This is a genomic window from Nostoc piscinale CENA21 (assembly GCF_001298445.1).
Lineage (GTDB): Bacteria > Cyanobacteriota > Cyanobacteriia > Cyanobacteriales > Nostocaceae > Nostoc_B > Nostoc_B piscinale_A.
In genome coordinates this window covers 3,585,327-3,602,926 of sequence record NZ_CP012036.1, presented here as the reverse complement: position 1 = coordinate 3,602,926, position 17,600 = coordinate 3,585,327, and the positions used below count along the sequence as shown (strand labels likewise).

The following is a 17,600-nucleotide window of genomic DNA, read 5'->3' as shown; positions in this document are numbered from 1 at the left end:
CCACACCATGAATGACGAAGCATATCAATTTCTGTATCGTGGGGCTTGTCACTGCAATATATTACAATTATAATACAAAATATAATACCACTCTCATAGTGACTATTTGTCGCTTAAACAAAAAGGAAATGTTATGATTCCCCGAACACGCGTCCGCAATATTGGTATTTCTGCTCACATCGACTCTGGTAAAACTACGCTGTCAGAGCGAATTCTCTTCTACACGGGCAGAATCCATGCTATTGAGGAGGTGAAGGGAGGCGGCAAGGGTGCAACAATGGATTTTATGCCAGAGGAAAAGCTGCATGGAATTACCATTACCTCTGCGGCAACAACTTGCCAGTGGCGTGATACACAAATTAATTTAATTGATACCCCTGGGCATGTGGATTTTACGATAGAAGTAGAGCGTGCCTTGCGGGTGTTGGATGGTGCCGTAATGGTTTTGTGTGCCGTGGCGGGTGTGCAGTCCCAATCCATCACAGTGGATCGGCAGATGAAACGCTACCGTGTACCGCGTCTAGCATTCATCAACAAAATGGATCGAATGGGTGCAGATCCATTTCGTGTAGTTCAGGCAATTCGCGATCGCTTGCAATTAAATGCGGTGTTGCTGCAATATCCCATCGGTAGTGAAGATAACTTCCAAGGTGTGATTGACCTAGTGACAATGCAGGCACATTACTTTGAGGGCGAAAATGGCGAAAACTGGGTCAAACCAGCAATTCCCGACAATCTTGTAGCAGCAGCCCAACAAGCGCGGGAAAAATTGCTAGATAGTTTGTCTTTGTTCTCCGAAGAGATGACTGAGATGCTATTGGCAGATCAAGAGATTCCCCAAGAACTAATTTGGCAAGTTATTCGCCAAGCAACCTTGAGGCTGGAACTCACACCTGTACTACTAGGTTCCGCATTCAAAAATAAAGGCGTGCAGAATCTTTTAGATGCGATCGCCCTTTATTTACCATCTCCCATCGATAGGGAAGTAGTCAAAACCGCAGAATCAAACAGTGTTTACCCTGAGCCTGATGCTGCTTTGGTGGCTTTGGCATTCAAACTCACTCTTGAATCTTTCGGTCAGCTAACCTACACCCGCATTTACTCCGGCACATTAAAACCGGGTGATATTGTTTATAACTCCCGTACTGAACAACGAGTGCAAATTGGTCGCTTGGTGCGAATGCACGCCAACAAGCGCGAAGAGTTGCCAGTGGCTGTGGCTGGAGATATTGTGGCTTTGTTGGGTGTGGATTGTGCTTCGGGCGATACATTATACACTGGAGACACACCAGTATTTCTGGAAAGAATGTTTGTCCCGGAACCAGTGATTACACTGGCAGTTACACCGAAAAAACAAGAAGATAGCGATCGCCTAGCCAAAGCCCTCAACCGCTTTCAACGGGAAGACCCCACATTTCGGCTAAGTATCGACCCAGAATCAAAAGCAACTTTGATTTCTGGTATGGGTGAACTGCATCTGGAAATCTACCTAGAGCGGATTCAACGAGAATATAACGCTGAGGTTTATGTCGGTACTCCGGCTGTGGCGTATCGGGAAACCATTAGCCAAAAAACTCAATTTGATTACCGACTCAAGAAACAATCAGGTGGTACTGGTTTATACGCCCATGTGACTGGATGGATTGAACCAAGCGATGAACCATTTGTATTTGAAAATCGAGTAGTTGGTGGTGCAGTTCCTAAAGAATATATCCCAGCTTGTGAAAAAGGTTTCCGCGAAGCGATGACAACCGGAAAACTCTCAGGCTATCCGGTCACTGGGGTGAAAGTTGTGCTGGATGGGGGTTCCTATCATCCAGTTGACTCTTCGGAATTAGCGTTTCGTTCAGCTGCACATCAAGCACTAGAAAATGCGATCGCCCAAGCCAAACCCTATATACTCGAACCAATTATGCTCGTCGAAGTGGAAACACCAAACGAGTTCATAGGTAGAGTCCAGGGTGATATATCATCCCGTCGTGGCTTGCTGTTGAGTTCCGAGACAATGCAAGGATACTCTGTGATTCGCGCCGAAGTTCCACTAGTGCAGATGTTTGGCTATTCTACAGACTTGCGATCGCTCACTGCCGGTATGGCGACTTTTTCAATGGAATTTGCCTGTTATCGCCAGTCTTAAATCCACAATTTGCCACTAACCTCTTGAATTAGTTATTTAGGGACACAAAATAATTGTGTCCCTTTTATTTTTGCGATCAGGTTTCCTCGTCGCGTGATTGGTATGAATACTCGCATCTACGCTTGTGAAGAAAGCAATACTGTTTGATAATGTTTCTACCTATACCAGCAGTTTGAGATGGAAATCGGCACAAAACAGCGAATAATCTTGTTTTACCGTTAAATTTCTCACAGATAGAGTCGTTATTATAAATTATTCATTATGGAAGCAAGCTTTTTAACTGCGGTTGTTCTACCTATAGCCTTAGCGATTATTATGCTAGGAATGGGTTTATCTCTGACACCAGAAGATTTCCAACGTGTCAAGAATTATCCCAAAGCCGTCACCATTGGCTTGATTAGTCAGTTAGTTCTTTTACCAATTATTGGTTTTGCCATTGCGAAATTAGTACCTATGCAACCTACCATTGCTATGGGTTTAATCATAATTGCACTCTGTCCAGGTGGAGTATCCTCCAATATGATTACATTCCTGGCTAAAGGTGATGTTGCCCTGTCGGTAACTCTAACAGCTTTTAGTAGTTTAATTACCGTCTTGACAATTCCAGTATTGGCAAACCTCGCATATCAAAACTTGCTCGGACAAACTGCGGCGATCGCTCTACCTATTGGTGCCACAATAGTACAAATATTTCTGATGACACTTCTGCCTATATGTTTAGGTATGGGAGTGCGTCAATTATTTCCAGAAGTTGCTCACCGTTTAGAAAAGGTGACTAGCCGTCTAGCAGTCGCATTCCTAGCATTAATTATTCTCTTACTAATTGTTCGTGAGTGGAATCGTCTCCCTGGCTTTATTCTGCAAGTAGGAATTGCCGTGGTGCTGTTGAACAGTATCTCAATGTTGGCGGGGTTTTATATTAGCAAACTATTTAATCTCAATCCGCCTCAGCAAATCTGCATCGCTATTGAGGTAGGGATTCAAAATGGTACGCTAGCGATCGCCATTACCGCCGGAATACTCAACAATCCTGATATGGCAGTACCAGCAGCAGTTTACAGTTTATTTATGTATGTGACAGGGTTGATCGCTATTAACTACGGCAGAAAGTTAGCTGCAACTACTCCGATTCCCCAACCTCTAGAAAGCAAGGTTTAGCATAAGTTAGGTGGGCATCAATATTTATCGTTAGGGCAAGGCAGGAGACAGGAGGCAGAAGGCAGGAGGGAAGAGGGTTTGGGGCAACTTTACTTTTAGTTACATACTTCGGTTTTTTTACGCCTTGCTACTTAGTTCAAGATACAGGTTTGACTGAGTAGCAAGATGTTATTTTCATCTGACTAACTTTCTCTTGCCTGCTCAAAGATAGCTTAATTTCAATGAAAGCTACTTCATCAGATGATAGTTCGAGAAAGTCGGCTGCATCGCCTATGCGCCAACCTGCTGCTTCCAGTCGTTGACGTTTATTTATATCCATCTAACCTCCCCTTATCTCCGCGTTTGAAATCTCCTGTAACTCCCATTCTGATAACTGCTGCACTTCTATTTCCATATCAAAACAATCTTTTGCAGCAGCAATCAAAGCTGTGATGATTTGTTCGTGACTGTAAGGCAAATAAACGTTATTGAATGACTCTGTACCAAATACTTTTGCAAACAGTTCCGCATCTGGTTGCAAGCGAATGGAACCATGTTGCAAAATTACGTCACCGCGTTTGAGTTGGGCGCTTCCGATGAGTTTTGCGCCATTGGGTAAAATTAAATCTGCACCTGTCGCCGTCCCAAAACAGTTGGGGTTATGGATGTAGCCTCGCCCAGATGTACCGTAGCTTAATTCCACACCAAGCGATCGCCATCCTTGAATTAAAAATTCACAAATTTTTGTATATGCTTGTAAACGGTTTCCAGTTAAACCCGATGTAATTACAGCGTAAGTTAAATCGCCTTGGTGTAATACTGCTCTGCCACCAGTGGGACGGCGAACTAAATCTAGTTTTTTACCTTGCCAAGTTAAATTCTCCCATGCTGGGGGATATTGCCGTTGATGATAGCCGAGAGAAATAGCAGCTGGCGACCAAGTATAAAAGCGCAGAGTTGGAGGATGCTTTCTTAAATGGTGTTGTTCTACTAACCATTTATCGATCGCCATCTGTAAATTACCAGAGGCTTCTAAGAAAGGAATCAGTCGCCATACCTGCTTGTTGGACATGAATGATTACTTAAGCAATACCAAACTCAGATTGTAAAGCTTCATCGTTGTTATCGGCGATCGTGGCAACAATTGTAATTAACCGCGAGACTTCCCCTGGAGACAACTCCGCAAGGGTACGTGTTGAGATGACAACAACTTTGTCCTCAATGATGCCAAAACGCGCTTCAAAAGTACTAGAACAGTTCAGTTCCAAAAGTTGACGCATTAATTTAGGTTCATCTTTGGCGGGTAATTTTAATACAACAGACCAAACCGTGAGGGTGTCTTCGTCGCTTGTACCCGTGAGTTGCACAAACACTTCCACACTACCGTACTTAAACTTCCAGAGATGACCACCTTCTGGACTCTGGCTAACCATTGCACTGTCATCTTGTTCTAGAGAGTCGATGACGTTTTCAATAATTTCTAGATGGTCGATGGTATTTGTTTCCTGGATTAGTTCGTTAAGAAATTCTTCAGTTAGGTTTTCTTGAGAGATTGCCATAAGGATTTTTGGTTCAATATGTTTACTGGTGTATCGGTAGAGAATTCGGGATGAAGCGAAAAGTATTAAGAACCTCCGCTTCGGTGAATTCTGCTGTAACTACACATACTTTATAGCTTGTCAGCAAAATTAGTTTTAGTTCCCTAAGTGATAATCTGGTCATCAGTGACCAGACTAACGCGGAAAAGGATAGGCTGAATTATGTCATCTCTCTCTCAATCTGTGCAAACTTCTGATGTGCGTCAATTGGGAATTAACCCTAATCATTGGTATGTAGTTGCACGGTGTACTGAGGTAACTAATAAACCTGTGGGAGTGATATTATGGCATCAAGCGATCGCACTTTACCGCGACAGTACAGGTAAAATCCACGCCTTAGAAGACCGTTGTCCCCATCGTCAAGTTAAACTGAGCCACGGACAAGCGATCGCTAATGAATTAGAATGCGCTTATCATGGTTGGCGGTTCAATTCATCGGGTGAATGTACAGCAGTTCCTTATTTAGCTGCAAATCAAAAATTACCAAACTGCCAAATTCGTCGCTACCCAGTCAAAGAACAAGATGGTTTTATTTGGCTATTTCCTGGTGATGCAGAATCAGCCGTTGAACCAATGGGTTTACCAGAATGGGAACATTTGAATTATATTGCTTCAGTTGCCGTCATTAACTGTCAAGCCCATTATTCTTATTTAATTGAAAACTTGATGGATATGTATCATGGGCATTTACATCAAGATTTACAAGCTTGGGCGGCAGCATCTTTAAAAGATATTGACGAAGATAATCACCGTGTAGATGCTCATTATACAGCCCAAAGTTATTACAAAATAGATAAAATCTGGTCAATATCCCAGTTATTTTTCCCTGCATTACGAAAACTCCATCCAGAACCATTGGATGTCAGTTATATCTATCCCCATTGGCAATCAACTTTAGGCAAAGATTTTAAAATTTATTGTTTATTGTGTCCTGTAGATGAAACTCAAACCAAAGCTTATTTAATTCACTTTACTTCACTCAATGCCTTTTGGCGATTACATAAATTACCTGTATGGTTTCGCCGATTTATTAAAGATAGTTTATTTAATGCCGCCAAAAAATTACTTGATGGTTTAGTAGTGCAGGATGTGGAAATGATTGAAGAAGAACAACAGGCGTATTTACAAAATCCGCAACGACGCAATTATGAGTTAAATCGAGCTTTAATTAGTGTGCAGAAATTGATGCGGAGTCAAGTTGAAAGATTAGGCTGAGATATCAGTAAATTATCTAGTTGTAATTCGCATTGTTGAAAAATATAGTTGACAGTGGCAAATAAACTGTCTAATTCATAAATAGTGTATGGTGTAATATTTCTGGTAAAATTTTGTGCTTCTAGTTTACCAAATTGCCAGACTGCACCATTAGAAACAATCCCATAGATAATTACAGGCAACTCTTGATTTAGTCTTTGAGCAGCAATCATTTCAGCTAAACATTGCGCCCAACCTGCTTCAAAATTATCTTGCTTGGCTTCTACTAAAATAAAGTATGGTTTATCAAAAACTATTTTTCCTAAAGGCGAACGTTTAGCCAAAATATATTCAGGAAAGCCTGATAATTGCTCATCACAATTGAGTGATTGATGACTCCATAAAGTAAACTTACTGTTATACTGCTTCCAAACTTCTTTTAGAACTGGATAAATTAAGTTTTCACAAATAGCAAACTCAGAATTATCAACAACACCTTCGCGCATGACAATTGCTAAGTCTTCTCGAAAATACTGCGGAATATTAAACTCTGTAGCTAGAACAAAATTAGCTTCTGTGTAAATAATCTGAAATGTTTTGAGAACTTCGCTAATCGATTTATAACTACTAAAGGCCATATTCACCTCCTGAAGAATAACGTTACCTTAGCTGTATTTTGCAGTTTGTAATCACAATTGTAATGAAGGGCGATCGCCAAGTATCTTAGAAATAGGTTTGATAGTTGTGGAGTGGCGATCGTGAATACTCAGGAATTCCTGCGATTGATCGATAGACAGGTCTCATGTCCGCAAACCCTACCAAAAGCACTACAAGCTCTGTGGTATGACAAAAAAGGCAATTGGCACCAAGCTCATGAAATAGTCCAAAATGCCAATGATGTTGATAGTGCTTGGGTTCATGCTTACTTACATCGTCAAGAAGGTGATTTGCATAATGCGCGTTATTGGTATCATCGCAGCAGTCAGCCAGAGTTTGTTGGTGAGTTAAACCAGGAATGGGAACAAATTACTTCTCTATTACTGAAAAAGGTCAACACTACTCATGGATGCTGAACAACTCAAGCGCAGTTACGATGCAGGGGAGAGATATTTTCCAGCTGCAAATTTAAGTCGAGCTAGGTTAATTTCCGCTTACTTACCAGGAATTAATTTATGGGGAGCAGACTTGAGCCAAGCGAACCTAGCCAAAGCTAAACTCTGGGGAGCAGACTTGAGTCAAGCTAATTTGGCTCAGGCGAATTTGACAAGAGCTAATTTATGCGGTGTCAAATTAAAAGAAGCAAATCTCCGGGGTGCGAAACTCAACTTTACTAAGCTGTATGGTGCAGATTTAAGTGGTGCTTATTATGATGACAGCACGCGTTTTTCTAGAGGATTTGACCCTGTAAAAAACAATATGCGAAAGTTTTAATTCTGATGAACAAACAGCACTGGAGTTCCCGATGATTCGACCTAGTACGCCCGATGATTCAGCCGCATTAATCGCGATCGCTGTAGCAGCAGAACTATTCCCCGCCAACGAAACCGAAGAACTGAGCAAAGTGCTGGCCAGTTACTTTAGTGGTGACATCGGCGATGGTCATGTGTGGCTTACCGATGAGGAGGATGGGGAGCCATGCGGGGTCGCCTATTACGCACCAGCACCCTTTACGGATGGGACGTGGGACTTGTTAATGATTGTTGTGCATCCCAACTATCAGAGACAAGGGCGAGGAGAAGCGTTGGTGAAGTATGTGGAAAATGCCTTACGAGCAAGTGGTCAGAGGATTTTGCTGGTCGAGACTTCGGGACTTCCCAGTTATGATCGAGCGCGGGCTTTCTACAAAAAGTGTGGTTTCGAGGAGGAGGCGCGTATTCGTGACTTCTACAAAGCAGGGGAAGATAAGGTGGTGTTCCGCAAGGCGTTGAATGCGGAATAGACCACACACGAAATTACAACTCCTCAGCAGCAGGTAAGGGAAAGATTTCGCCGGCTAAATACGCATCAAAATGCTTTTGAAAGTACAGCCAAGAAGTCATATCTTCCCCATCGGAAAATGCTTTGGGAGCTTGTTTATATAAGGGAACGCGATGATTAATTTCATCTTGCAATAGTTGGGGTAGTTCTGCTAAACCAGCAACTTTGCAACCAAAAGCACTATAGATGAGATTACCAGCGCGATCGCCCATTTTCATCCACGGTAGCCATTGCCCAATCCTATCCCAACTCAACTTTAGTTGAGAAACAGAATTGAGTTCTGAATTGAATAAATCTGCGGTAGGAACAGATAATTTAAATAATTCTGCGGCTTGATAAGTTTCATAAGGACTATATTCGGCAAATTTTGGATCTTCTGCCAAAGGATTTGGATAAGTTGGAAAAATATCAAAGACAAAAGTTGTGGTGTCTCCTTCAACTTGCGCCGGAAATTTACCTTTAAAATGTCCCTGCACGGGATTATTCGCAACGTGTAACACAGGCACAGTTTGACCAGTCCAAGGATTTTCCCATTTGGGTAAAATCTCTTGTGTTTCTGGGTTCAAGTAATAAGTCAGTTCACGAGAAGTAAAATCCCAACTATCTTCTCCTGTAGAAATACATCTACTAACACTCACACCCAAGATTTTAAATAAAAGTTTTCTTTTTTCTCCAGGAATAAAACTATAAATTTTGCCTTGCCACATTAAAAATGTAGATTCGTTAGCATCGAGGGAAGAGCGAGTTTTAACCCATTGTTGTGCATCAAATTCTTTCACTGTTGTGACCATTTTGCATCTCCTCTTTAACAGAATATACAAAGGGTAGTCTTAAACAAGGTAAAATGACGAGATTATTCTTCCTTGTTATTCATTTACTCAATCAGTTGCTAATTCGTGGTGTAGCAGATTTTTCCCCTTTTTTTTAGCACCATACATTAAATTATCGGCTCTTTCGAGCATTTCGGTGACTGAAGCTGGTGGTTTAATAAAGGTAATTGCGCCAATACTCAAGGTGACAGGCCAATTTTCTGCCTGCATCACAGATGATAGAGTTCTGTGTAATCTCTGTAACACTACTTCGGATGCTTCATAACCAGTACGTGGTAATAAAATTGCAAATTCATCACCACCAAGTCTGGCGATGACATCAATTTTACGTAGATTATTTCTTGCATTTTCTGCAACTAAACATAGCAGGCGATCGCCAACAGTATGACCAAACTGATCGTTAACAAGTTTAAAGTTATCAACATCAAAATATGCAATAGTTATTGGTTCTTGATGTCTTAAAGATTTATGAATTTCAAGATTTACTAACTCTAAAAAAAATGACCTGTTATGCAGTCCTGTTAAAGCATCTGTTCTCGCTAGTTTTTCTAAATTTTTTAATGTGAGTTTTTGTTGCGACAAAAGATAGTTTGTAAATAAAAAAAAACACTAAAACTACAACAGTATTCCAATAAGGTACTAATGGATGTAAATAGTGAAAATTTGGTTTTTGGTTGACTACTAAATTTGTAACTGCACTAATCAATGAAATTAATATTCCACTGCAATTGTCAGCAAACCAAGTTGCAATGCCAATAGGGATTAAGTAAAAAATTGCTATTAATATTTCTGGTGGAATTTGGTAGTCTAACCAACCTATTAAGCTTGTGAGCAAAACACTGAGGGAGATTATGCACCATTTAGGTTGATTATCTAGGATTTTCATTAAATTCATATTCCTTCAGCTTCACTGCAACATCTTTTACAGTTCCTTATTAGTTATCAGCTTCACCCTTATTTTTCACACAATCATATATTTTAGGTTTTGTCAATGTTAATCAAATTAATTCTCTCAATAAAATAATCAATCCAAGCAATAATTTGGGATTTAATATACTGAGAAATTCAATAATAACGTTATTTTAGTTCATAAGACAAATTGAATACATAATTATAACTGAGTAAATTATCCTATTTTATAACCGTAGTCACATAGATGAGGACAGTATTGATGGCTCAAAGCCTTGAAATTACTGTGTTTCTCCTCAGCATTTTGCTATAAATTTAGATTGATAGTTGCTGTATAAGACGGTTTTTTCTGTATCTATCATCATCATTATTTAAATTGATATTCATAGCTTTTACTAAAACCTCTCTACCCAGAAAAAACATCTTTATCGCTTGATCATTTATCTGGATATTAGAGAATTTCTGTCGTTATTATCCATTTCTCCGGATAAGTAAAAAAAATACCTGAATAGTAATTCACATAAATTTTCTACACCACAACTTATGGAACTGCCTCAACGCGTGTCAATTCGCTACAAAGACACTTCCTATAATATGAGTGAGATCCGCCTAAAAACAGTGCAACTAGCATTCAAAATTTGGGAAGAACAAAGTAAGCCTCGCAAAACCGAGTTGTATGATTTTATCTTGACTTGTCTCAAACAATTTGACCGTCAAGACCGTTTTATTGTTTCATATCTATTCTTAGAGTTAACAGATATGATTCGTAATTCTTCCTTAGAAAGAACGATGAGAGAGGTGTTAATTAAAACAGCTTTTCGGGAGTTTGCTTGTGCGTTGACAGATTTTGAGAATGCGGAGAAATAGGACTATAGCAGGAGGGCTTAATTTGGTAACAGAGATTTTGGATGAATTTTGACTCCCGCAAAAGGCATAGAGTCAACAGCCTCTTAAAACCCTCTTCCCTTCTGCCTCAACCGCATAGTGGTAAGTTAAAAGGCAAAAGTTAAAAATCAAGAATACTTTTGACTTTTCCGGCTTTGCTAGAATGCCTTACCTTAGCGATAAATTTTTCCACTCATCTACTTACTTAATAAAAAAGGGATGATTCACTCATCCCTTTATATAACCAACTTTATCTACACCCATAACAATTAGAAAACTCGGAAAATAAACGGATAGCGGAAAGGTTCATCAGGATTGTTTAAACAGTGTAGAAGTGCAAAAAATTGTTAATCCCCAGTGCAGTAAAAAACCAAAAGCTACAACAGGAAAGAACACAATTCCACCTATACCAAAAGTCAGCCAAGATAAAACAGCAATGGGTACACCAATTACAGTTGCCCAAAACCAAACATTGAAGTGAAAGTTAATTGATTCCTTAGCGTTACTTTTAACAACTGGGTCATCCGAGATGATGTTAATAACAATCGGTACACCAACCGAAAACAACGCCGTACTAAAAAAAATCGCCCCATGAGACAGAGATGATAGCAGTTTGCGCTTATCAGAATCGTATGAAACTTGCATCCTGCAAGACTCCTCAATTTGTTTCTTGTCTTTTATTGTAAAGGCTATTTGTTAAGCATTGTATGGTAGTTTACCGTACTCAGTAAATTATTATTATGATTTGCGTCATCCACTGTAGTACAAGCAAGCAGATTGGTTTGCAGTTGTGGGTGGTTCGCGGCTTTACGAACAAAGAGATTTGCGTTTAAGTTACGTGGTTTGGACAGAAAGATTAATAGCACAATTGCGATCGCTTGGCGTTGAACCTGATTTAGACTGATGAATGTTAAATCATGCACTCATCAATGCTCAAGGGAGAAATTTTACTAAAAGCTGGCACTTTATGGACAAGTGTCCAAGCAAGTACACTACATGCTCTCAAATGTGGGGCGTTGCTTTCTATTCCGACAGAATTTGAATTTGTTGAGCAAGATGGCGTTAACTTTTTAGTCCGAATTTTATCGAACCTTACCCGCAAAGACGCAGCCAAGAAACAACAAGATAAACAAACTTCTGCTGGTAAGGATTTCAACCCTTTCCTTCCCTATGAACAAGATTTATTTGTGGCGGATATTTCCGATACTCATGTCTGTATTTTGAACAAATTCAACGTTGTTGACTATCATCTACTCCTCATCACCCGTGCTTTTGAAGAACAAGAAAGCCTACTCACACTAGAAGATTTTGCGGCTTTATTGGCTTGTTTAGCTGACTTTGATGGTTTAGCTTTTTACAACAGTGGTAAAACCGCAGGCGCTAGTCAGCGACACAAACATTTGCAAATAGTACCTTTGCCACTCGCTCCTACTGGAATGCAGATACCTATTGAACCATTACTAGCATCAGCAGAATTGAAAGATGGTGTAGGAAAAATATCGCAACTACCGTTTGTTAACGCTTTTGCAATTTTAGATCCTAATTGGGTGGAATCTCCGTTAACCTCAGCAGCAGCTATCTGGCAGGTATATCACAATTTGTTAAGTGCTGTGGAGATAGAAATAGTTGATAGTCGAACACCATCTGCGGCTTACAACTTACTAGCAACTAAAGAATGGATGATGATTGTACCGCGATCGCAAGAAAAATTCCAATCAATTTCTGTCAACTCATTAGGATTTGCTGGTGCATTACTAGTGAAGAATGAACAAGAAATGCAACTCCTCAAAAATACAGGGCCAATGAACATTTTGAAAGAAGTTGCTGTAAAAAAGTCAATAGTCAAATCTACATAGCAATCCTAAATGAAATAAACCAAACTTATGTTATGAGGCATTGACCAAAAATTTAATCTTGTGGTTCAATACCTGCGGCTCGCAATTGTGCTGCTAGTCTTTCTGCGCGTTGGCGTTCTTGTTCAGCGCGTTGACGTTCTTGTTCAGCACGTTGGCGTTCTTGTTCAACTAACTCTGAACCCCACAATAGTAGTTGTCCGTTTTCATCCCACCAGCGCAACCAATAGCCTGTACGATTTTCGTGTGTACCTTGCCATACACCCAGATAAAAATTCATGTCGGCTATCCAGTAATGTTGGTTTTCGTCGGGGCTTTGTATGGTATATCTACCTGTATTATTATCTAAAAAATAAACTTCTAAATTGCCGCTGGCTGGTTCAAAAATGGCATAGTTTGGTACTTTTAAAATGCACTCGTAAAAAAACCATTTACCAGGGGGATAAGTTGGTTTTATAGAATATTCTCCGCCATCTTTATCAGAAAGAAATTCGATCACAATTATGGGGATGTCTCCCTCTAATTGCGGTGTGTAACTACGAATTACTTCTTCTCTACTGACTGTAATGTTAGGAATATATGCCCAATCTGGAGCTTTGACAACTGTTGCGCCATTTAAAGTCGCGCAAATGCCGTAATTTGTTGGTGTCAGCGCATTAATTGGGAGTTTTCCCGCTAGTTCTAGGCTTTGGGTTAAGGCTGCGGCTAAGGCTGGTTGGTTGATGTTGTCCACTGGTTCATCGGGCAGAATGTAATCTTCGGGTAGTTTTTCCCAAGTGATTTGGTAGTTTTGGGTGATGGTGGCTGTCATGTTGAGTAGGGGTGTGGGGTGTACTTCGACTGCGCTCAGTAACCAGGGTTGAGGGGAGATTCTATAACCTGTCCCCTATTAGCTATTACCTATTCGTCATCGTCTGTCTCGAAATCGCTATCTTCTAGTGTTTGATGGGGGATGGCAGCAATAATTGCATCAATTACTTTGGATACTGGTAAGATTTCTAGATTAAGGTCGGGAAATTTTGTGCCTTTCGGTACGATCGCTCGCTTAAATCCCAATTTAGCTGCTTCTTTTAACCGCAATTCCATTTGGGAAACGGCGCGGACTTGTCCACCCAAGCCGACTTCCCCAATTAATACTGTACCGGGATCGACGATGCGATCGCGGAAACTGGCAACAATAGCGATCGCTACTCCTAAATCTACGGCTGGTTCTACTACACTCAATCCACCCGCCGAAGCAACATAAGAATCTAATTTAGACATAGGAATTCCCACACGTTTTTCTAAGACTGCGAGAATTTGCACCAAGCGGTTGTAGTCTACACCAGTTCCAGCCCGTCGCGGGGAAGGGTAACTGGTAGGACTAACAAGGGCTTGTAATTCCACTACAATTGGGCGTGTACCTTCGCAAGCCACAACAATTGCTGTACCAGGTGCGGGATCATCACGATTGCCTAAAAATAACTCTGAAGGGTTAGAAACTTCTCGCAGTCCGTGTTCTACCATTTCAAAGATACCGATTTCGTGGGTGGCACCAAAGCGGTTTTTCACGGTTCTTAATAAGCGGTGAGAGGCAAAGCGATCGCCTTCAAAGTACAATACTGTATCTACTAAGTGTTCTAAAACTTTCGGCCCAGCGATCGCACCTTCTTTGGTGACGTGTCCCACAATTAACATCGTAATATCTTCGTGTTTTGCCACCTTCATTAAAGCGGCGGTACATTCCCGCACCTGGGCTACCGAACCGGGCGCAGATGTCAACGCCGGAAAAAACACTGTTTGAATACTATCGATAATTGCAACATTTGGTCTGAGGGAATCTATCTCCCGCAGAATTTCTTCTAAATCGGTTTCTGGTAAAACATACAAGTCTGCACTTATCCCGTCTGCGGCTTCTGATTCTTCTGCTGCTTCTGGAGTCGCAGATGTTTCTACTTCTTCTGTATCCTCATCAGAATCAGCTTGTTTACCATTACCATTCCCAACTACATTCATAGGTTTAGACACACCCAAACGCAAAGCCCGCAATTTGACTTGTTGTCCTGATTCTTCCCCAGAAACGTAGAGAATACGGTATCTCTGCGCCAGCTGATTGGATACTTGCAACAATAATGTCGATTTCCCAATTCCCGGATCACCACCGATTAATACCATTGAACCGGGAACAACGCCCCCACCCAAGACTCGATCTAATTCTCCATAGCCAGATTCCCAGCGCGTGACTTGGCGATCGCTAATTTGATCAAAAGTCAGGGAAGCCCGCGGTTTTGCTGGTTTAGCATTAGGCTTACCATTACTTTGCTCTTTGTGCCAACTGCTGACTCCGCCTCTTGTGGGGACATCCACAGAAGATTGAATCGTAATTTGTTCTTCTAAAGAATTGTAGGTTCCGCAATTAGGACATCTACCAAACCATTGGGGAGATTCTGCACCACATTCGTTACAAATGTAAAAGGTTTTAGGCTTAGGCATTCTTAAATCTTAATTAAGTTAATTATTCTTAATTTTTTCTTAATTCTTACAAAAATCTAAAGTCAAAGAAAAGTAGGTTATACCGCATTTTTCAAATCAATTGTGGGAATGATATCTTAATATTATGGTATTAAAAATTAATCATGAAAAATTTTAGTTAAGGAGCGTTGAGAAACTTGGAAAGTCATAAAGAAAAAAATTCTGGTGGTAGACGATGAAGCCAGCATTCGCCGGATTTTAGAAACGCGCCTTTCGATGATTGGCTACGATGTTGTAACTGCTGGCGACGGTGAAGAAGCGTTGGACACTTTTCGCAAATCTGATCCTGATTTAGTAGTGTTGGATGTGATGATGCCAAAGCTCGATGGCTACGGCGTGTGTCAAGAATTACGTAAGGAATCAGATGTCCCTATTATTATGCTAACAGCCTTGGGGGATGTTGCCGATCGCATCACTGGTTTAGAATTAGGCGCTGATGACTACGTAGTTAAACCATTCTCCCCCAAAGAGCTAGAAGCGCGGATTCGCTCAGTCTTGCGTCGTGTCGATAAAACAGGTGCATCGGGAATTCCCAGTTCTGGAGTAATTCACGTAGGGAATATCAAAATCGATACCAACAAGCGACAAGTCTACAAAGGTGATGAACGTATCCGCTTGACAGGAATGGAATTCAGTTTACTAGAATTGCTAGTCAGCCGTTCTGGTGAAGCTTTTTCTCGTTCCGAAATTTTGCAAGAAGTTTGGGGATACACTCCAGAACGCCATGTAGATACGCGGGTGGTAGATGTGCATATCTCTCGGTTACGGGCAAAATTAGAAGACGATCCCAGTAACCCAGAATTAATCCTCACTGCACGCGGTACAGGCTATCTGTTTCAACGCATAATTGAACCTGGAGAAGAGTAAAGGAAAGTGTGAAGTATGAAGTGTGAAATTTTATTCTTCAGCACTCAGCACTCAGCACTCAGCACTTAAGATGACTAAACCTGATGATCCCAATCGAGTTTTGCGCCGTTTGCCCATAGTTGTTGGTGGGTTAGGCGCTATACTTTTGCTGATTAACCGTATATTAACCCCAGAACTCACAGAATCCCAATCACGTGGCGATGTGTTGGGGGTGATATTGAGTGCTGTGTTAATTTTAACAGGGTTAATTTGGCAACAAGTACAGCCGCGATCGCCTGATGCGGTGGAACTGATTGGGGAAGAAGGTTTTATCCTGTCAGAAGACTTACCAGAAGCCGTGAAAACAGAACTAGCCTGGGCATCTCACTTGATATTAACGAATACCGTCACGCGATCGCTGGTAGTTGTATATCAAGGCAAAGTTTTGTTACGTCGCGGTATTCTGGGTTCTAAATCAGAAGTCGTACCAGGGCCAATCTTCAAACGAGTTAATCGAAAAACAACAGCCAGTTATTTAGTCGCTTTAAACCTCTACCCAGGCAGAATAGAATTTGATTACTTACCCGAAAATACCCAAGGGGTAATTTGTCAACCAATTGCCGATCAAGGTGTGATGATTTTAGGAGCAAATGCACCCAGAAGTTACACTAAGCAAGATGAAAATTGGATTGCTGGCATTGCTGATAAATTAGCTGTCACTCTTCAACAAATCAGCTTTGATGCTTCATAATTAAAAATTACTTATGCAAATTATTTATTGGTTACTAATTGCCTTAATGGTTGTGGGAATTATTGGTGCTGTAGTGCCAGCAATTCCTGGTAGCAGCTTAATTTTAACTGCCATTATTATTTGGGGATTTGTTAGCGGTTCTTTTGCAGCGATTAAGATACCGTTAATAGTCACAGTAATTGTTTTGCTTTTAAGTATAGGTGTTGACTTTTTAGCCAGTTATTTAGGTGCAAAACAAGCAGGTGCTAGTAAATGGGGACAAATTGGCGCAGTTGTTGGTTTAGTATTAGGAATTTTGGGATTATTACCAGCTTTACCCTTTGGCGGGCCGTTACTCGGAATGTTATTTGGGCCGCTATTAGGCGCAATTGTGGGTGAATTTATTTACCGCCGAGAATTATGGCCAGCAGTGAAAGCAGGTCTTGGAATTGTCGTCGGTACATTAGTCGGAAATTTAATTCAAGGTTTATTAGCAGTAGCCGCAGTAGCCGTTTTTATCGTGACAACTTGGCCGCAAGTATTTGGTGGATAACCTAACTTTGAGAATCTTGCTTTCTTTTCTCTGCCTGTTCAATACGTTGTCTAATTGCTTCTTCTGCTATCCGAATATTCTCTTCAATTGGTGTACCATCTTCAGCAAACATTGGCCCATACCATGTCGCTTCCGAGTCTGGAGGGTTACGGCGACTAAATAAGATCCGAATAGCTTCATCATCATCCCGGTGTGTAAGTACATAAGCTGTCAGTTCTTTGTTAGTCATTGCTTCAAAGTTCGGTTTCACTTAAAAACCTCCAAAATCCACTAGGGGGTACGATGATTTGAATATTCTCGCCTGCCAGAATATATATTTCTCTAGTTAAGACATTAAAACGAAAGAGGTGAATGTCTTTGTAGGTGTTTGATAACATTTGGCAGACACGTACACAGGCTTATGCTTGCTCGTTTGTGGGATTTATTGTCTGTTCCTCAAT

19 protein-coding genes and 3 pseudogenes are annotated in these 17,600 nt (G+C 40.8%); 11 read left to right on the top strand and 11 right to left on the bottom strand.

What is annotated here, in order from left to right:
- The first annotated feature begins 133 nt into the window (after positions 1-133).
- The gene (gene fusA / locus ACX27_RS15470; protein WP_062294150.1) at positions 134-2,137 is read left to right on the top strand and encodes an elongation factor G; all 2,004 of its coding nucleotides are present in this window, start codon (positions 134-136) and stop codon (positions 2,135-2,137) included.
- A gap of 261 nt (positions 2,138-2,398) precedes the next feature.
- The gene (locus tag ACX27_RS15465; RefSeq protein ID WP_062294147.1) at positions 2,399-3,295 is read left to right on the top strand and encodes a bile acid:sodium symporter family protein; all 897 of its coding nucleotides are present in this window, start codon (positions 2,399-2,401) and stop codon (positions 3,293-3,295) included.
- A 136-nt stretch (positions 3,296-3,431) separates the two neighbouring features.
- On the opposite strand, the gene ACX27_RS15460 is transcribed toward ACX27_RS15465, so the two are convergent.
- Genes ACX27_RS15460 through ACX27_RS15450 form a run of 3 tightly spaced genes read right to left on the bottom strand, consistent with a single transcriptional unit; the run spans position 3,432 to position 4,833 of the window.
- Positions 3,432-3,614, bottom strand: coding sequence for a hypothetical protein (locus ACX27_RS15460; protein ID WP_062294145.1), 183 nt, complete (start codon positions 3,612-3,614; stop codon positions 3,432-3,434).
- Positions 3,615-4,346 carry a lipoate--protein ligase family protein gene (locus ACX27_RS15455; protein WP_062294143.1) on the bottom strand — a complete coding sequence of 244 codons (732 nt, stop codon included), beginning with the start codon at positions 4,344-4,346 and terminating at the stop codon, positions 3,615-3,617.
- A 10-nt stretch (positions 4,347-4,356) separates the two neighbouring features.
- Positions 4,357-4,833: a YbjN domain-containing protein gene (locus tag ACX27_RS15450; protein ID WP_062294141.1), complete on the bottom strand. Its 477-nt coding sequence runs from the start codon at positions 4,831-4,833 to the stop codon at positions 4,357-4,359.
- Positions 4,834-5,034: 201 nt separating this feature from the next.
- Between ACX27_RS15450 and ACX27_RS15445 the strand changes: the two genes are divergently transcribed.
- Entirely contained in the window at positions 5,035-6,087 is a 1,053-nt protein-coding gene (locus ACX27_RS15445; protein ID WP_062294139.1) for an aromatic ring-hydroxylating dioxygenase subunit alpha, read from the top strand.
- On the opposite strand, the gene ACX27_RS15440 is transcribed toward ACX27_RS15445, so the two are convergent.
- Complete coding sequence (locus tag ACX27_RS15440) at positions 6,066-6,704, bottom strand: hypothetical protein (protein WP_062294137.1); 639 nt, start codon at positions 6,702-6,704, stop codon at positions 6,066-6,068. The genes ACX27_RS15445 and ACX27_RS15440 overlap by 22 nt on opposite strands.
- A gap of 120 nt (positions 6,705-6,824) precedes the next feature.
- On the opposite strand from ACX27_RS15440, the gene ACX27_RS15435 reads away from it, so the two are divergent.
- The 3 genes from ACX27_RS15435 to ACX27_RS15425 are packed head-to-tail and all read left to right on the top strand — an operon-like array spanning position 6,825 to position 8,005.
- On the top strand, positions 6,825-7,139 hold the full coding sequence (locus ACX27_RS15435; RefSeq protein WP_200929808.1) for a hypothetical protein: 315 nt from the start codon (positions 6,825-6,827) through the stop codon (positions 7,137-7,139).
- A complete protein-coding gene (locus ACX27_RS15430) occupies positions 7,129-7,497 on the top strand; it encodes a pentapeptide repeat-containing protein (RefSeq protein WP_062294133.1) in 369 nt (122 codons plus the stop codon). Before ACX27_RS15435 ends, ACX27_RS15430 begins: the two co-directional genes overlap by 11 nt.
- A gap of 31 nt (positions 7,498-7,528) precedes the next feature.
- Complete coding sequence (locus ACX27_RS15425) at positions 7,529-8,005, top strand: GNAT family N-acetyltransferase (protein WP_062294131.1); 477 nt, start codon at positions 7,529-7,531, stop codon at positions 8,003-8,005.
- A 13-nt stretch (positions 8,006-8,018) separates the two neighbouring features.
- Here ACX27_RS15425 and ACX27_RS15420 read toward each other — a convergent pair whose 3' ends face one another.
- Positions 8,019-8,834: a DUF1838 domain-containing protein gene (locus tag ACX27_RS15420; RefSeq protein WP_062294130.1), complete on the bottom strand. Its 816-nt coding sequence runs from the start codon at positions 8,832-8,834 to the stop codon at positions 8,019-8,021.
- An 87-nt stretch (positions 8,835-8,921) separates the two neighbouring features.
- Positions 8,922-9,455 (bottom strand): GGDEF domain-containing protein, encoded by a 534-nt coding sequence (locus ACX27_RS33910; RefSeq protein ID WP_235526228.1) that lies wholly within the window; start codon positions 9,453-9,455, stop codon positions 8,922-8,924.
- 870 nt (positions 9,456-10,325) lie between these two features.
- Here ACX27_RS33910 and ACX27_RS15410 point away from each other — a divergent pair.
- A complete protein-coding gene (locus ACX27_RS15410) occupies positions 10,326-10,649 on the top strand; it encodes a hypothetical protein (RefSeq protein ID WP_062294129.1) in 324 nt (107 codons plus the stop codon).
- Between the two features lie 287 nt (positions 10,650-10,936).
- Here ACX27_RS15410 and ACX27_RS15405 read toward each other — a convergent pair.
- Positions 10,937-11,312, bottom strand: a pseudogene (locus tag ACX27_RS15405) (DUF4870 domain-containing protein).
- Positions 11,313-11,596: 284 nt separating this feature from the next.
- Between ACX27_RS15405 and ACX27_RS15395 the strand changes: the two are divergent.
- Positions 11,597-12,523: an ATP adenylyltransferase family protein gene (locus ACX27_RS15395; protein ID WP_062294123.1), complete on the top strand. Its 927-nt coding sequence runs from the start codon at positions 11,597-11,599 to the stop codon at positions 12,521-12,523.
- 52 nt (positions 12,524-12,575) lie between these two features.
- Here the strand turns inward: ACX27_RS15395 and ACX27_RS15390 are convergent, their stop codons facing one another.
- On the bottom strand, positions 12,576-13,331 hold the full coding sequence (locus tag ACX27_RS15390) for a Uma2 family endonuclease (protein WP_083468749.1): 756 nt from the start codon (positions 13,329-13,331) through the stop codon (positions 12,576-12,578).
- Positions 13,332-13,420: 89 nt separating this feature from the next.
- Entirely contained in the window at positions 13,421-14,992 is a 1,572-nt protein-coding gene (gene radA, locus ACX27_RS15385; RefSeq protein ID WP_062294118.1) for a DNA repair protein RadA, read from the bottom strand.
- A 176-nt stretch (positions 14,993-15,168) separates the two neighbouring features.
- On the opposite strand from radA, the pseudogene rpaB reads away from it, so the two are divergent.
- The 3 genes and pseudogenes from rpaB to ACX27_RS15370 all read left to right on the top strand — a co-directional run bounded on the left by rpaB (position 15,169) and on the right by ACX27_RS15370 (position 17,160).
- Positions 15,169-15,898: pseudogene (gene rpaB, locus ACX27_RS15380) on the top strand (response regulator transcription factor RpaB).
- 70 nt (positions 15,899-15,968) lie between these two features.
- Positions 15,969-16,628: a cofactor assembly of complex C subunit B gene (locus ACX27_RS15375; protein WP_062294113.1), complete on the top strand. Its 660-nt coding sequence runs from the start codon at positions 15,969-15,971 to the stop codon at positions 16,626-16,628.
- Between the two features lie 13 nt (positions 16,629-16,641).
- Complete coding sequence (locus ACX27_RS15370; protein ID WP_062294110.1) at positions 16,642-17,160, top strand: DUF456 domain-containing protein; 519 nt, start codon at positions 16,642-16,644, stop codon at positions 17,158-17,160.
- 1 nt (position 17,161) lies between these two features.
- Here the strand turns inward: ACX27_RS15370 and ACX27_RS15365 are convergent, their stop codons facing one another.
- Both ACX27_RS15365 and ACX27_RS35760 read right to left on the bottom strand, forming a co-directional pair.
- A complete protein-coding gene (locus tag ACX27_RS15365; protein ID WP_200929807.1) occupies positions 17,162-17,410 on the bottom strand; it encodes a DUF6887 family protein in 249 nt (82 codons plus the stop codon).
- Positions 17,394-17,546 (bottom strand): annotated as a pseudogene (locus tag ACX27_RS35760) (DUF6888 family protein); the annotation flags it as partial. The pseudogene ACX27_RS35760 and the gene ACX27_RS15365, both read right to left, overlap by 17 nt.
- Positions 17,547-17,600: the final 54 nt, after the last annotated feature.

Coding starts and splice junctions, on each gene's coding strand:
- fusA (WP_062294150.1), top strand. CDS start 134: ATGATTCCCCGAACACGCGTCCGCAATATTGGTATTTCTGCTCACATC.
- ACX27_RS15465 (WP_062294147.1), top strand. CDS start 2,399: ATGGAAGCAAGCTTTTTAACTGCGGTTGTTCTACCTATAGCCTTAGCG.
- ACX27_RS15460 (WP_062294145.1), bottom strand. CDS start 3,614: ATGGATATAAATAAACGTCAACGACTGGAAGCAGCAGGTTGGCGCATA.
- ACX27_RS15455 (WP_062294143.1), bottom strand. CDS start 4,346: ATGTCCAACAAGCAGGTATGGCGACTGATTCCTTTCTTAGAAGCCTCT.
- ACX27_RS15450 (WP_062294141.1), bottom strand. CDS start 4,833: ATGGCAATCTCTCAAGAAAACCTAACTGAAGAATTTCTTAACGAACTA.
- ACX27_RS15445 (WP_062294139.1), top strand. CDS start 5,035: ATGTCATCTCTCTCTCAATCTGTGCAAACTTCTGATGTGCGTCAATTG.
- ACX27_RS15440 (WP_062294137.1), bottom strand. CDS start 6,704: ATGGCCTTTAGTAGTTATAAATCGATTAGCGAAGTTCTCAAAACATTT.
- ACX27_RS15430 (WP_062294133.1), top strand. CDS start 7,129: ATGGATGCTGAACAACTCAAGCGCAGTTACGATGCAGGGGAGAGATAT.
- ACX27_RS15425 (WP_062294131.1), top strand. CDS start 7,529: ATGATTCGACCTAGTACGCCCGATGATTCAGCCGCATTAATCGCGATC.
- ACX27_RS15420 (WP_062294130.1), bottom strand. CDS start 8,834: ATGGTCACAACAGTGAAAGAATTTGATGCACAACAATGGGTTAAAACT.
- ACX27_RS15410 (WP_062294129.1), top strand. CDS start 10,326: ATGGAACTGCCTCAACGCGTGTCAATTCGCTACAAAGACACTTCCTAT.
- ACX27_RS15395 (WP_062294123.1), top strand. CDS start 11,597: ATGCTCAAGGGAGAAATTTTACTAAAAGCTGGCACTTTATGGACAAGT.
- ACX27_RS15390 (WP_083468749.1), bottom strand. CDS start 13,331: ATGACAGCCACCATCACCCAAAACTACCAAATCACTTGGGAAAAACTA.
- radA (WP_062294118.1), bottom strand. CDS start 14,992: ATGCCTAAGCCTAAAACCTTTTACATTTGTAACGAATGTGGTGCAGAA.
- ACX27_RS15375 (WP_062294113.1), top strand. CDS start 15,969: ATGACTAAACCTGATGATCCCAATCGAGTTTTGCGCCGTTTGCCCATA.
- ACX27_RS15370 (WP_062294110.1), top strand. CDS start 16,642: ATGCAAATTATTTATTGGTTACTAATTGCCTTAATGGTTGTGGGAATT.